14 protein-coding genes and 1 pseudogene are annotated in these 13,246 nt (G+C 34.8%); 9 read left to right on the top strand and 6 right to left on the bottom strand.

Going from position 1 to position 13,246, the window contains the following annotated elements:
• The first annotated feature begins 139 nt into the window (after positions 1 to 139).
• The 3 genes from BMF77_RS24755 to BMF77_RS24740 all read left to right on the top strand — a co-directional run bounded on the left by BMF77_RS24755 (position 140) and on the right by BMF77_RS24740 (position 3,158).
• Positions 140 to 391, top strand: coding sequence for a transcriptional regulator (locus BMF77_RS24755; protein ID WP_148766574.1), 252 nt, complete (start codon positions 140 to 142; stop codon positions 389 to 391).
• A 136-nt stretch (positions 392 to 527) separates the two neighbouring features.
• Entirely contained in the window at positions 528 to 2,216 is a 1,689-nt protein-coding gene (locus BMF77_RS24750) for an IS1634 family transposase (RefSeq protein ID WP_148762023.1), read from the top strand.
• Positions 2,217 to 2,660: 444 nt separating this feature from the next.
• Positions 2,661 to 3,158 (top strand): hypothetical protein, encoded by a 498-nt coding sequence (locus tag BMF77_RS24740; protein WP_148766572.1) that lies wholly within the window; start codon positions 2,661 to 2,663, stop codon positions 3,156 to 3,158.
• 103 nt (positions 3,159 to 3,261) lie between these two features.
• On the opposite strand, the pseudogene BMF77_RS28320 reads toward BMF77_RS24740, so the two are convergent.
• Positions 3,262 to 3,453, bottom strand: a pseudogene (locus BMF77_RS28320) (hypothetical protein); the annotation flags it as partial.
• A 108-nt stretch (positions 3,454 to 3,561) separates the two neighbouring features.
• On the opposite strand from BMF77_RS28320, the gene BMF77_RS24730 reads away from it, so the two are divergent.
• The 3 genes from BMF77_RS24730 (at position 3,562) to BMF77_RS24715 (ending at position 5,273) form a co-directional block, all read left to right on the top strand.
• Positions 3,562 to 3,762: a hypothetical protein gene (locus tag BMF77_RS24730; RefSeq protein ID WP_148762666.1), complete on the top strand. Its 201-nt coding sequence runs from the start codon at positions 3,562 to 3,564 to the stop codon at positions 3,760 to 3,762.
• A 257-nt stretch (positions 3,763 to 4,019) separates the two neighbouring features.
• Entirely contained in the window at positions 4,020 to 4,382 is a 363-nt protein-coding gene (locus BMF77_RS24720; protein ID WP_148762668.1) for a CNP1-like family protein, read from the top strand.
• Positions 4,383 to 5,051: 669 nt separating this feature from the next.
• Complete coding sequence (locus tag BMF77_RS24715) at positions 5,052 to 5,273, top strand: hypothetical protein (protein ID WP_015081647.1); 222 nt, start codon at positions 5,052 to 5,054, stop codon at positions 5,271 to 5,273.
• A gap of 196 nt (positions 5,274 to 5,469) precedes the next feature.
• On the opposite strand, the gene BMF77_RS24710 is transcribed toward BMF77_RS24715, so the two are convergent.
• The 3 genes from BMF77_RS24710 to BMF77_RS24700 all read right to left on the bottom strand — a co-directional run bounded on the left by BMF77_RS24710 (position 5,470) and on the right by BMF77_RS24700 (position 9,423).
• The gene (locus tag BMF77_RS24710; RefSeq protein WP_148762670.1) at positions 5,470 to 6,213 is read right to left on the bottom strand and encodes an endonuclease; all 744 of its coding nucleotides are present in this window, start codon (positions 6,211 to 6,213) and stop codon (positions 5,470 to 5,472) included.
• Between the two features lie 160 nt (positions 6,214 to 6,373).
• On the bottom strand, positions 6,374 to 7,747 hold the full coding sequence (locus BMF77_RS24705) for a hypothetical protein (RefSeq protein WP_210422260.1): 1,374 nt from the start codon (positions 7,745 to 7,747) through the stop codon (positions 6,374 to 6,376).
• A gap of 41 nt (positions 7,748 to 7,788) precedes the next feature.
• Positions 7,789 to 9,423: a hypothetical protein gene (locus BMF77_RS24700; protein WP_148762672.1), complete on the bottom strand. Its 1,635-nt coding sequence runs from the start codon at positions 9,421 to 9,423 to the stop codon at positions 7,789 to 7,791.
• A gap of 86 nt (positions 9,424 to 9,509) precedes the next feature.
• Between BMF77_RS24700 and BMF77_RS24695 the strand changes: the two genes are divergently transcribed.
• The 3 genes from BMF77_RS24695 to BMF77_RS24685 all read left to right on the top strand — a co-directional run bounded on the left by BMF77_RS24695 (position 9,510) and on the right by BMF77_RS24685 (position 10,777).
• On the top strand, positions 9,510 to 9,734 hold the full coding sequence (locus BMF77_RS24695; protein WP_148762674.1) for a hypothetical protein: 225 nt from the start codon (positions 9,510 to 9,512) through the stop codon (positions 9,732 to 9,734).
• A 181-nt stretch (positions 9,735 to 9,915) separates the two neighbouring features.
• Positions 9,916 to 10,302 (top strand): hypothetical protein, encoded by a 387-nt coding sequence (locus BMF77_RS24690; RefSeq protein WP_148762677.1) that lies wholly within the window; start codon positions 9,916 to 9,918, stop codon positions 10,300 to 10,302.
• Between the two features lie 133 nt (positions 10,303 to 10,435).
• A complete protein-coding gene (locus BMF77_RS24685; RefSeq protein ID WP_246863027.1) occupies positions 10,436 to 10,777 on the top strand; it encodes a hypothetical protein in 342 nt (113 codons plus the stop codon).
• A gap of 102 nt (positions 10,778 to 10,879) precedes the next feature.
• Here the strand turns inward: BMF77_RS24685 and BMF77_RS24680 are convergent, their stop codons facing one another.
• Both BMF77_RS24680 and BMF77_RS24675 read right to left on the bottom strand, forming a co-directional pair.
• On the bottom strand, positions 10,880 to 11,827 hold the full coding sequence (locus tag BMF77_RS24680) for a hypothetical protein (RefSeq protein ID WP_148766570.1): 948 nt from the start codon (positions 11,825 to 11,827) through the stop codon (positions 10,880 to 10,882).
• 111 nt (positions 11,828 to 11,938) lie between these two features.
• Positions 11,939 to 12,934, bottom strand: a complete 996-nt coding sequence (locus BMF77_RS24675; protein WP_148766568.1) for a hypothetical protein — start codon at positions 12,932 to 12,934, stop codon at positions 11,939 to 11,941.
• Between the last annotated feature and the right edge of the window lie 312 nt (positions 12,935 to 13,246).

The raw sequence follows: 13,246 nt of genomic DNA, 5'->3' as shown, positions 1-13,246 counted from the left end.
TTTAAGTTTAAGTTCATTGACTTTATTGATTAATAAAACGCTGTCTATTGCTTACTTGTATAAGGATTTTATATTTTAATCATAGATTTTTCTATATATGTCATAATGCCAAGTGAACCTTACTTTAAGGTTAGCTTGAATGGCAAAAAGAACCAAGTTTATCAAACTATTGGAACGTAGGGGTTTAACTCAGGAAAAGTTTGTAGAACTTGTACAAGATGCCTGGAGTACCATTTCCGGTCGTCTACTTTCACGACAGGCTGTAAGTGCTTGGGTAAACGGTCACGCAGTTCCTAAATTATCCCCGGCAGAAACTTTGGCAGTTATCGAAATCCTTGAACCCACATTCCGCACCCCAAACTGTCACAGATCAAAAAAGCCCTTAAAGTAGTACATAATAACTAAAGCCAATTCAAAAATTAAGATGCTTAATAAGAATAAGTAGCATTAAAAGGGACGTGGTGTGATAAAGTGAAACTTGGTAACAAAAGAAAAAAATGAATTGATAACCAAATAAGAAATAATTGATGACAACAGAAGTATTAGAGGAAACTGTTGTGAAATTAAAACCTCAAGAAATAGAAATTGAGAACATAGACCATCTAGGGATAGTAGCAGGAATCATAGATTCAATCGGAATAGTAGAAATAATAAATGAATTAATAGGAGTCGAAAAAGACGAAAAAGTAAATGCAGGTCAAGTGGTAAAAGCCATGATAATAAACGGGTTAGGATTTGTCTCCAAACCGTTATATATGTTTCCCCAATATTTTGAAACAATCGCCTGTGAGCATCTAATAGGAACAGGAGTAAAACCAGAATATCTTAACGACGATAAATTGGGGAGAGTCATGGATAAACTGTTTATAAAAGGCTTAGATACAATCTTTTTTATCATAGCCTTAAAAGCTGCTCAAAAATTTGGAGTATCACTATCAACATCACATCTAGACTCATCATCAATGCACGTGCATGGGCAGTATAACACTAGCTTACCATTCGTAATATTTGAGAGTCAAAAAGTAGGAAATAACCAAGAATTAGAAGAATTAGCAGTAAAATCACCAAAAGAAATAACCATCACCTACGGTTATTCCCGTGACCATAGACCAGATTTAAAACAATTCATCATAGAAATGATATGTTCAGGAGATGGAGACATCCCAATATTTTTAAAACTAGCATCGGGAAATCAAGCAGATTCATCATGTTTTGGTCAAATAGCAGTAGAATATCAAAAACAATTAGAAGTTAATAGTCTCATGGTTGCTGACGCTGCTTTATATACAGAATCAAACCTGAAAATGATGTCAGAATTACGTTGGTTATGTCGAGTACCATTAAGCATAAAAGCAGCAAAAACATTAATATCAACATTAGCAGAATCAGAATTTATTGATAGTACAATACCAGGATATAAATTAGCATCAAAAATCCAAAATTATGCAGGGATAGAACAAAGATGGTTAGTAGTGCAAAGTCAAGAAAGAAAAGAATCAGACCTGCATAAGCTCACACAAAAAATTACCAAAGCAGAATCAAAAGCTGTGCAAGATTTGAAAAAGTTATCACAAGAGAGATTTGCATGTGTTGCAGATGCTATCAAGGCATTATCAAAATTATCAAAACAATTCAAATATCATCAAATTCACGAAAGTACGGTGACTCAAGTAAAATCTAATAAAAAAGATACTTCAGGAGAAATATCCTATCAAATATCAGCTACAGTCTCCCAGGATGAAAGTAAAATTAATACAGAATTGCTGAGTGCGGGACGTTTTATTATTGCGACAAATGTTTTAGATTCACAGGAACTAAGCAATGATTCTATGCTAAGTGAATATAAAGCCCAGCAGTCATGTGAGAGGGGGTTTGGTTTTCTCAAAGACCCATTATTTTTTGCCGACAGTATTTTCCTCAAAAGTCCTGAGAGAATAGAGTCTTTGGGAATGATTATGGGTTTATGTCTACTGGTTTATACTTTGGCTCAACGTCATATTAGAAATGCTCTTTTGGAGTCTAAATCAACAATTAAAAATCAATTAGGCAAAGCAACTAATCGTCCTACTTTACGCTGGATTTTTCAATGCTTTCAGTGTATTCATTTGGTTACACTCAATCAGGAGAAACATATTTCTAATTGGAATAAGGACAGAGATTTTATCTTGAGTCTTTTACCAGATGATTGTTTACGTTACTATCAATTAGTCAGCTAATTATCATCTCTATCAATTTAATTTCTCTTGTAAAGATGAGCTAATCTCTTTGATTTATAGCTCCATTTTACTATGTCTATAATTTCGTTTTTTACTTTAATTGATTAGTCTAACTTATAATTGTTTCTTGAATATCTTCTTTCACTTATCTATTGACCTCTCCAGGTGGTGTGCATTCTTATTGCTTCTTATTGAGAATAGATTTTGATGACATTTTTGGTGATTTACTGTTTCTCAAATGCCTTTTTTCACTTTATCTGTTTGTTTTGATGCTCCCTTTGATTTTCATCTCCGTAATTTCCCTCTGTAACATTTTGGGGTGCGGAATGTGGGCTTGAATGCACCCTCACTGAACTTGCACTGGCTTTTCCTCATGAGGATAATTCTTAATCTTGACAATGTAAAGTTAACCTTACATACTTTGTATAGATAGTAAGGTGCGCTATGAAACTACCAACAACATTCCAGGAACTCGACCTCACCGGATTTGATATCGAAACCAAGCAGTACAATAGTATTACTAAACAAATGGTTGATATTGCTTGTGCTGTGTTGAAAAAGAACAAGGTCGGTATTGTTATCCGTAGTGTGCAATCAGCTTTAAAATACATTTACGGCATTGGTGGTAGTTCTGACACGGTTTGCGATTTATTACGTCAGTGGCGGACTGAGAACATGGATCTTAAAAGAAATGAAAAAAGCCTAATCACCGCAATTCTTGAATCTGTTGATGACGGGGTTCTCGATGTGTCCGATATTCCAGGGGATTATTTGACTGCTATGAATCAGTGGGCGAACTGCTTGCAGCAGCGCTTCGCTATCGCTGTTTACAAACTCGCTTACCAAAACGCCGATTCCTCTATTTCCGGTGATAAGGTTAAATATTTGACTACTGAGAATGAATTGTTAAAACAACAACTGTTTCCGGGAGTAAGGTTGTAAACCTGTCTTCACCAAAGCCAAAGGGCTTTTTGGAAATGCCAGATAGACTTTGAATTTGTTAATGAAATAGAGTTTTAAAAACTGGTAGTTAATTGTAATGATTAGTCATCATTGTATCAATGATTTTCAATAGCTTAACGATTTGTTCTTTTGTTAACCCTTGCTCGTAAGGTTCTCGAATTAACTTCCATTTCCATGCTTACCATTCAGTAAGATTACTGGTTGTGGCTTTAGTCTTTAAGTGTGCTATTGTGATGATAGCAAAGGGATTATTACTAGATTCTAGTTCATCCCAACATCTATCTTGCTAAAAACTAACGGAGCAAACTGAGGGTAATTCAAACCATCAGATAAGAAATCATATTTATTTTTGTCCACTTACTGATATATCAGGTGATAGTAAATGAAAGATTCAGAAATTATGTCAAAATTATTAGAGCTTTTAGCTGATTTCGGTGAAGTTGCTTTAGATGTAACTTTGGAAGAAGGATTGTTGAAAGATATACCTGTTCATTGGCATTTGCTGATGAAGACAAAATATATACCTGTGGACAGACTTCCGCGTATATTAGACCTGATGGGCGTAATCCGGCTTGCTATGTAGGGGATAGAATTAGATACGCTCATGAAAAAGCGAGACAAATTGAAGAACAATGTAGGTCTATGGATTCACGCGCCTGTTATGTTGACTTCATGAACAGATTTTAGTCGCGTAAACCTCGATCTTTCACCAGTGCGATCGCCATTGAAGAGTGCGGAAGGGAATAAGAAGTTTTTCATGTGTCCTGCTGTACGCAGTTCATGATGGCTACTTAAATAATAATGTATTAGTTATTAAATCAATTACAAATAGGATTCCTTATGAAATTTAAATTAACCTTGTCTGCCATTGCATTAGCATTATTACCTTGTCTTCCTGCAAAAGCAGATTTCTTTACAGCAGTAGTTACAAACAAAGGTTGGTGGGAAGTTGATACAGACTCTATTGAGCATCTTGACAATGGGACCGCAAGATTTATTAGTAGACAGATTAAAAACTCTCAAATAGGAAATGTTACTGCCAATTTAATAGATTGCTGGAATCCAAGAGTAATGTATCTTGCTTTTTATAATATTGATGCTCAAATGTGGAGAGACAACCCTGACCTAAAATGGTATCCTATTAAAAAGAATGGTCATGGAGAAGGAATTCAAGCATTTGTTTGTTCAACACCTGGGAGATAAGAACGGCTAACGCCTCAGTGATTGTGATGTTAATTTAGGAGTAATCTTAAAAATGTAGAGCCAAGATACATATAATTCCGGCAAGATGGAATTCTATAAGACTTCCTATTCCAAAAAGAAGTGCTGGGGCAATGATTCAAGAGTTTGTCTGTTCTACACCTGGTAATTAACAGGGGCTAACGCCCCGGTTATGGTGAGAGGTAATTAGGAGTAATCTTAAAAATAGAGCCAAGATACATATAATTCCGGCAAGATGGAATTTTATAAAACTAAAGTGATTGGAGCAATGATGATTTGTGAATCCTAGTTAACTAATTCCTGACTTTCATACTTACTTATCACATATACTAGGGCGTTAGTCCTTTGATTGTACCATGAAAAAATTCAAAAGTCAACAGTACCTTAACTGTTTAAGAGGTAGCTTATTAATCATCAAAACAACCCTTTAGTTAAGTATTATCTTGTATCCTTTAACTCCCTCCTTCTTTTGTGAGAGTATTTGCATTTGATTCAGAAGTCCGAGAATATCTGTAAAAACTCTAATCACCAAGGAGACGGATTTCTAAATGCAGCGGCAATTGCCGCTTGAGATATGAGGCAAAAGAAAACACAGAATACACACGAACAACGCTAATTCTCGAATTAGCGTTTTTTTTATCGAAGAAAAATATGAAAAGATACAAAAAAACAAACATTACTCTTGTTGTTGGTATAGCTGGTATTTTTGTCAGCGGATCTGTTGGTGTAGTAGTAGCAAAGCATATTCTTTCTGTAGTTGAATCATCTAACTGCGGAGCATCGGTAAACTTCAAATCTTCTCCATCATCCTTTTTGGAATTTCAAATTAGAAAAGAGCCTTGTAGCAATTCCCCTGAAACAGCAGCTAAATAGGAAATACATTTAAGTAATGGCTGAAAGCTAAGTATCACAATGCTTTCAGCACTTATTTTGATTCCTTAGCGTATATTTTCCAGTTTTGGCACAGTCTAGCCAGATATAAACGAAGAAGACTTTATTAGTTGTGTGAAATCACTGGAAATCATAAAGAAAGAGAATAAATCCCTTCCTTTATGACTTTGTTAATCTACTAAATCTTTCCCCATTTGTGACTAAAGCAACTAACAGGACATTTTCCGATTACTTCAAAAAATTTCTCTGTGTTGTTATTAGTGCTACTAACTCCAGATCCAGTTCCTCGTAAGGGAATAAAAAGTCTGTAAAGATCGCCACTGTGTTTTTGAATTGTTACTTTCATTACTAAAAATTTTGATAATTCAGATCGCAAAAAATCTGTACTTTCTGGATCAAAACCTTGAGTGTTAAAGTAAATTCCTTTATCATGCCAATTTCCATCGTCTACATACCATCTCAAAATTAAATCTTTTGTCAAAACTAAATCTTGTGGAACAATCTTTTTACCGTCTGGATACCATTTATTTCTTAACTCTGTAAATAGATTATTAGATGGACTTCTAAAAGAAACACGATGGTATGATTTATCTGTTCTTTTGTCATAATTATCACCTACTTGTAGCTTACAAGCAGCAAATGACTCTGTGTTATTTATAATCCATTGAGCGTAGTCTTCATGTTTCGTAACAAAGTTGAAAGTAGCATCTCGATTACAGTCTTTTCCTGTTACAAAAATACTTCCATCACCTAGCAAGTGACCTTGAATTAAATCCATTTCCTGTTTAATGCAATTTGTCAAAAGCACATCACTGTGGGGATATCTTTGGCGATGATGACCAAACTTTTTTACAAATTCGCGGTAGCTTTCATTCTTGTAAGAAAATAGACTCTCTTGCTCATATTGCGTTTTTTGTGGCATAATAATTTTGCTCCTATGTTGGACAAACAACTAATGGAGTAGTCGTCTTGACTGAGTGTTGGCTCACTCTTTCAAGGCGCATTTACTATTCTTAGTATACACTATTTTATTAAAATTACAGAATTTTAATATTAAAATAAACTAATTGCAAAATTATTTTTTATCTAAAATTTGATTTTTTGAAAAGTGGACTGTGCTTTACCCTTACAAAACTTGGTACACATATTTCACCCTCTTCAAAGTCCGGGGCGCAAAATACTTTTCTGCCTTTGATTCGTCCATCAGGTAATACCACATGATAATGTGCCAGGGATTCATCTAGTTGTGCCATTGTTGAATAGAATCGGATACCAGCAGCTTTAGCTAAGTTTAACCATACAGCCCTCATGCGTTCTTTGATACGAGTTACCACATAGGGATGTAACAGTAAAAGACCCGCTTTATCGGCTTTAATAATCCGAATCATCGTGTTTTCATATTCAGCTTCAGACTGGAGTTTGTCGCTACCTTCTTCGACTTCTGCCTCGGCTTCGGTTTGGTCTATTCTCAGGATTTCCGCTAGGTCAGTGATGGAATTATAGGCTTGGGATAGGCGATAGCGAAGCGCTGCTGCAAGCAGTTCGCATTTAGCTTCTAATTTACTGATGATATTATCTTTTTGTAGCACTTCAAATGAGAACCACTGGAGTAACATCCATCCTGGTTTAGCCCGGCGTAATTCCCCCTCAAACACCAAACCAAATAATAGTTTACCTTGATGATTACCTAACGCTGGTTTATTACCTTTGAGTGAAGATAAGGGAATCACTAAATCAAATTCAGAGTCATCGAGTTTGGGGTTATAACCAATAGTTCCTTTACCAATCCATTCTACTAAATTATCGTTGTTTCTGAATGCTGCTCTGAATTGTAAGGGTTTATTTTCATCAGGTTCAAGTTCTTCATCTTCTCCAGTATCTGGATTAAATTGTTGTAATGGCAGTCCCAATAATTGCATCAGTGCTTTACTAGCTTTGGCGTGACTATCCCCGGTTTCCCAATGAATATTATTGACTGCATCATCTAAGTCGTTACCATCTGCATCTTTATTTTCATCATCTACTACTACATATTTCATTTGTTTGTATACCAGTTTCTTACAACCAGTATGCAAAATGCTACCGTAAATTATACGTTTCCATTGGTCTTTAGCTGTTTCCCCAAAATACTTTTTACCGATGGTTTTTTCATTAGTGAATGTGAATCTCCCATGATTTCTAGAACCACTGGCTAAATCCAGAAAGAATGCTGCTTGATAACCTTTGGGTTTAAATGCGTTTAATGCTGATGCTTTGGTTTCTGTTGTTTCTATTTCCCCAATACAAAAATCTAATTTTGGATGTAACCCTGCTAATAATATATTTCGTAAGACTACTTTAGGTGCATTTGACCATTTATTTTCAGTGCAATTCCACACTGACCATTCAGTAACGGTGGCGATTGTGCCGACTGAACCATCTTCGATATAGCGGGTATTTGTGAATAATGTAGTCATATTAAAAATCCATGTACTCTAAACTTGATAATCCTGCTTTGTTAAAAATCCATGTATTCTAAACTTGATAATCCTTCTTTAATTGTGATAGCCGCTGCTTCGGGGATAATCACCGGAGTTTCCTGTGATATATCCAAACTTCTGGCAAGTTCTTCATTTTTGAATGTCAAGGCATAAATAAAGTCATAATTCTTATTGGTTTCGGTAATAAATCCCTCTTTCAATGTTTGTATATCCTCCATTTTCTCGTCACCAATTACCCTGGTACAACAGATATCGGGTTCTGTTTGGGATGCCAATAATCCCAGTATCAAGATAAAATCACCGAGTTGATTTCTTTTAGCCATTTTGATAGCAATAATCACCAGGATTGCTGCTGCTAAAATATAAGGAGCGCAAGCTGTTAATAAACCCCATGCCCCGGCAAACATTCCAGTATTATTGAAAACTGCTGGTAATAAATCTTTTACTGTTCTTAGTAATCCCCCAGTAATATAACGAATTGCTTCACCTCCGGGAATATCCAATCGTTTTAAGATTATAGAAATCGTAGTATTTTTTAACGCTTCAACGAAAACTCCCGGTAATTGCACTCCCTTTAAAATAAATGTTGTCAGAATACTTTCGGTAATCTTTTTCAATACTTCAATGGCGTTGATTGTTGTCGGTATATCCACAGGAACAATTGCACCATAAGCACTAGAAATATTTCCAAATTGTGATTTAATTGTGTCTTCTTTATAATTATTTTCTTCTTTATTAGATAACAATTTCCCCACTTTTCTGCATAGTTTTTTGATACCGTTAATTGCAGGATTAACAATCTTGCTTTTCAGAAACTTCAACAGTCCTGATTTATCCTTGTGTTCTTGTCTCGCTTCTGCCCGTGCTGTCTTGGATTCATCTTTACCTAAAACCAATTCTTTGATTTTTTGTAAAGCATCCGCAAGTTCTTCTTTGACTTTATCTAGGAGTCCTTGAAATATATTGACAATTTTGAGGTTGTCCTGGGGGAAATCAGCGATAGCGAAGCGCTCCGTAGGAATCGCCGATGGAAATTCCTGCTCTGTTTTCTCCCTAATTGCCACAAAGTGATTCCTTACTTCCTGTGGTACAGGGTCTTCTTGTTCATCAAATTGGGATAATAAACTATCATAAGCATTGAGCATTAATGTTTTTAAATCTTCAATTTGTTGAGAAAACCAATCTTTATTTACTTGTTCTACAGATTTAATTCTGTCATAAACTGAATCATCGTTATCATAACCACTACTATTAATATGCTTCCAATTAATCAATATATTATTAACTTCTACGGACGCTTTATAAGTTTCGATATTCGCTGGGCGTTGTCCAATTGCATCAAGTTTTTGTTGTCCAACCGCACTTGGATTACCGTGTACTTTAGAATTAAAAACTTTGTTTACACCATAACAAGATTGTAGGATTTCCGCAGAAGCATAGCCAACTTCATCGTCTAATTCTGATTTAGAAAAGTAATTAATAATCGCTTTTAGTGAAGGTAAATTATCTTGCGAGTAAACTACTGGTTGAATTGAATCAAACCAATCCTCTTTATTTGACAAAGCTTGCACAACTTCTGTGGGGACTCTTAACCCACCCTTGTTCACCCAAATTCCATCGGTTATTTGACTTAAAACTTCTTCTGGTGTCATGGTCTATCAATTTAATTTAGTAAATAAAAATATGTTAAGGATGCTAATGCTATCGCTTTGGGGTTGTGTTGTTGTTAGTTAATATCATGACCACTGCATTCGTTAAACGTACAGGAATCAACCCTTTAAAATCAATTGAACTCACTGTTGAGCAATTAAATATACTATTGAATGAACCCCGAATTACTGGAGTTGTTGATATTTCAGGTTCAGGTAAGTTAATTGTCAACTGTGAAGACGGTTTGGCTAGGATGATTGGGTTTTCTGATAATGAAATAATTTGGTTTGATAGTTATTCAGATCAGGATTAGTAGAAAAAAGGGAATAGGCATGAGTCAATCTATTCCCAGCACTTCATCATCTATTAACTGAAATCTAGCCATTGTTTGATTTTAACACAAGCACTAATAAAATCAAGCTTTATATAGTGAAATGAAGATTACAAAAATCATTGATGCTATCGCTTTTTAATGTTGGTATTTTTGAGATTTAATGATGAATAAAATCAATTTTGCGGGTATTGAAGGTAAGGTTTTACAAGTTAGTCCACATGGGAATTATCAGGTGGTGGAACTGAGCGATAGCGAAGCGCTCCGTAGGAATCGCATAACCATTGTCGGCACTTATTCAAACAAGTTTCATTGGCCAGAATCCACCGATGAAAGTTCTGGATTCACTAGCTTTATCACTTACATTGGTTTGAAACAACAAGAGTTCCCCAGATTTAGAGATTGGGTAATTGTCAATAATGGCTATTTCGAGGGAGACGACGGCACACCCCGACAATCCAAACGAGTCCGCAGATTTCCACTGGAGATTAAGGTGAGGGGGTTACTCGCTGAATCTGTTGTTGAGTTGATTCATGGGGAAATTGGATAATGTTTGAAAATGCAGGTGACAGTTACCAATTAAGGTAATTGAGGATTGAAACCAGCAATAACAAATAGCAAATAGCGTTATTGATTATCGGTAATGCTATTGCTTAATGTTCAATAATATAGGGGATTGTATCATGATTGGACAATTATTCACCACTGGAATTGGTATTTATCAAATGTATCCCGGTGATGATAACAAATGGATTGCCCAAGTTGATTTTGAGGATGAAAGTCATGCCCAATTAGGTGGTGTAAAGGGGACTTTAGCAACTAAATATGGTGATAATTTATTGGAGTCTGTGAAAACAGTTAAACAGGATGCCCAGAATTTGGGAATTAGAATGTTGACATTACCTGATACTAAATTCAAACTCTATGTTAAACGATTGTTTGTTGATAAAACTGAGGTATGGAAACAAATTGAAGGGGTAGCCCAAGAACTCGATTTAGAAGTTGTGTCTTGTTTACCTGAATAAGTGTTTGATTTGCTGGTTAAATCTAGTGGTTTTTTCTTGGCAGATAATTTTATGAATATCCCTGATTTCTTGATAATATCATAAATCAGGGATATAACAGTATTATTTTTGCTGTGATTCTGCATCAATTAATGTTTGAAATTCCTCCAAAGAATTAACATTAATACTTGGTAAAAGTAAATTTTCCAGGATGGACATATTATCAATTTGCTTGATATTATAGATTATCTTTTCTGGAAGATTATCAAATCTAGTAGAGAGGATTTTGATAATGTCATCTTGACGAGTTATTTTAGCTCCTTTTTCTTGGGCATTTTCTTCAATAGTGCTGAGGAATGGCATATTTAACTCCTTTTCGTAATCATTTAATTTGGTTTGAAATTCTGTTTGTAATGGTGGTGGCAAAGTCATCATTCTATCAATAAACTTCACTAAATTAATAATATCAACTTTAGTTAAGCCTTTTTGATACAATGGTCTGACTAAGTTCCATTTCCATTGTTCTCTTTGCGTTAAGTCCTTAGTAGTGACTTTGGTTTTCAGATGTGCCATTACTATTATAGCAAACAGATTGTTACTTGCAGCTAGTTCTTCCCATTGATAGTCTAGCAGTTTCACCATACTAAATTTCATGCTTACTTCACTATCGCCTATCCCATATTCATAACTATTCGGCCGCCATTTTGCATCTTCATCTCCTAAGATAGCTAAACTAATCACTGGTTTATTAAATAAATCAAAGGAACGATAATTGTAGATAAACATTCTTTGTGGAAATTCTTTATCATACTGACTTTGGACTTCTATATGAATCAAAATCCAAATTACTTCATTATTTAATAACCAGACTTGAAACAATTTATCAGCATAGCGTTTTTTAGTTTGACTAGATGCGGTAATTTGTTCTAGTTCCTTATCTAAAGATATAGGAGTTTTACTCCAGTCAATTTGTTCGTATATTTTTGGATAAAAGAATTGTAGAAATGATTCAAAATATTGTCCTATAGCTTCTTTCCATGTTTGATCATAATTTGCTGTAATATTGGTCATGATTACTATTTATCTCTCTGGTTTATTATTTATGTACCAGATCCCCGACTGCTTTTTTCCATTTTCTCAATAAATGATGAATTTAGTTAATAATTCGGGAATCTGATATGATTAATTTTTATGTAAAGCCGAGTCAATTAACTGCTGAAATTCCTCCAAAGAATTAACATTAATACTGGGTAAAAGTAAATTTTCCAGGATGGACATATCATCAATTTGCTTGATAGCATAGATCATCTTTTCTGGAAGATTATCAAATCTATTGGTGAGGATTTTGATAATGTTTTCTTGGCAAGTTTTTCTAGCCCCAATTTCTTTACCGATTTCCTTGCCAATTTCCTTGCCAATTTCCTTACCTTTTTCTTGGGCATTTTCTTCAATAGTGCTGAGGAATGGCATATTTAACTCCTTTTCGTAATCATCTAATTTGGTTTGAAATTCCGTTTGTAATGGTGGTGGTAAAGTCATCATTTTATCAATGCACTTAACTAGATTAATAATGTCAAACTTAGTTAAGCCTTTTTGATATAATGGTCTAACCAAACTCCACTTCCATTGTTCTCTTGCAGTTAAGTCCCTAGTAGTAGCTTTGGTTTTTAGATGTGCCATTACTATTATAGCAAATAAATTATTACTTGCTTCTAGGTCTGACCATTGATAGTCTAATAGTTTGACAATACTAAATTCCATTTTAACTCTACTATTACCTAAACCGTATTCATAACTATTTGGTCGCCAACTTTTGTTTTCATCTCCTAATATTGCTAAACTTATTACTGGTTGATTAAATAAATCATAAGAACGATAATTATAGATAAACATTCTTTGTGGAAATTTTTTATCATGCTGACTTTGGACTTCTATATGTATTAAAATCCAAATTACTTCATTATTTAATAACCACACTTGAAATAATTTATCAGCATAGCGTTTTTTTGTTTGACTAGATGCAGTAATTTGTTCTAGTTCCTTATCTAAGGAAATAGGAGGGTTACTCCAGTCAATTTCTTGATGAATGTCTGGATAGAAGAATTGTAAGAATAATTCCAAATATTCCCCTATAGCTTCTTTCCATGTTTGATCATAGTTCGCTGTTGTTTCCGTCATATCTGCCCCCGGTTTTTGGGATTAATCATAAATCCCCAACTTCTTTATAATAGCATTAATTTTGTTGTCAATAGTATGATATTGTCTGAGATTTATATACTACAAAATTTAGTATAATTAATAATGCCCCTGGCGATCGCTCATTCACTTGAGAACCCCGAAGCATTATCAATATTATCAGCATTGTAAACATAGGTAATCAGCCCCCTATTGACATTGATAGCGCAGCGTGGCATAAGCCATAGTCTTGAGTTACCCGGAAGTTATCGGTAGGGGCGCTATCGCGCAGAGGGGGCGTTGTTTTCGAGGTTT

It is taken from the genome of Dolichospermum sp. UHCC 0315A (genome assembly GCF_008121535.1).
Lineage (GTDB): Bacteria > Cyanobacteriota > Cyanobacteriia > Cyanobacteriales > Nostocaceae > Dolichospermum > Dolichospermum lemmermannii.
Note: the sequence above shows the minus strand (reverse complement) of the source record. Positions and strands in the feature narration are given on the sequence as shown.

Bases quoted from the DNA above. Each gene is read 5' to 3' on its own strand.
- BMF77_RS24700 (WP_148762672.1), bottom strand. From the start codon at position 9,423: ATGACACCAGAAGAAGTTTTAAGTCAAATAACCGATGGAATTTGGGTG.
- BMF77_RS24690 (WP_148762677.1), top strand. From the start codon at position 9,916: ATGATGAATAAAATCAATTTTGCGGGTATTGAAGGTAAGGTTTTACAA.
- BMF77_RS24695 (WP_148762674.1), top strand. From the start codon at position 9,510: ATGACCACTGCATTCGTTAAACGTACAGGAATCAACCCTTTAAAATCA.
- BMF77_RS24710 (WP_148762670.1), bottom strand. From the start codon at position 6,213: ATGCCACAAAAAACGCAATATGAGCAAGAGAGTCTATTTTCTTACAAG.
- BMF77_RS24740 (WP_148766572.1), top strand. From the start codon at position 2,661: ATGAAACTACCAACAACATTCCAGGAACTCGACCTCACCGGATTTGAT.
- BMF77_RS24675 (WP_148766568.1), bottom strand. From the start codon at position 12,934: ATGACGGAAACAACAGCGAACTATGATCAAACATGGAAAGAAGCTATA.
- BMF77_RS24705 (WP_210422260.1), bottom strand. From the start codon at position 7,747: ATGACTACATTATTCACAAATACCCGCTATATCGAAGATGGTTCAGTC.
- BMF77_RS24715 (WP_015081647.1), top strand. From the start codon at position 5,052: ATGAAAAGATACAAAAAAACAAACATTACTCTTGTTGTTGGTATAGCT.
- BMF77_RS24755 (WP_148766574.1), top strand. From the start codon at position 140: ATGGCAAAAAGAACCAAGTTTATCAAACTATTGGAACGTAGGGGTTTA.
- BMF77_RS24730 (WP_148762666.1), top strand. From the start codon at position 3,562: ATGAAAGATTCAGAAATTATGTCAAAATTATTAGAGCTTTTAGCTGAT.
- BMF77_RS24720 (WP_148762668.1), top strand. From the start codon at position 4,020: ATGAAATTTAAATTAACCTTGTCTGCCATTGCATTAGCATTATTACCT.
- BMF77_RS24685 (WP_246863027.1), top strand. From the start codon at position 10,436: ATGATTGGACAATTATTCACCACTGGAATTGGTATTTATCAAATGTAT.
- BMF77_RS24750 (WP_148762023.1), top strand. From the start codon at position 528: ATGACAACAGAAGTATTAGAGGAAACTGTTGTGAAATTAAAACCTCAA.
- BMF77_RS24680 (WP_148766570.1), bottom strand. From the start codon at position 11,827: ATGACCAATATTACAGCAAATTATGATCAAACATGGAAAGAAGCTATA.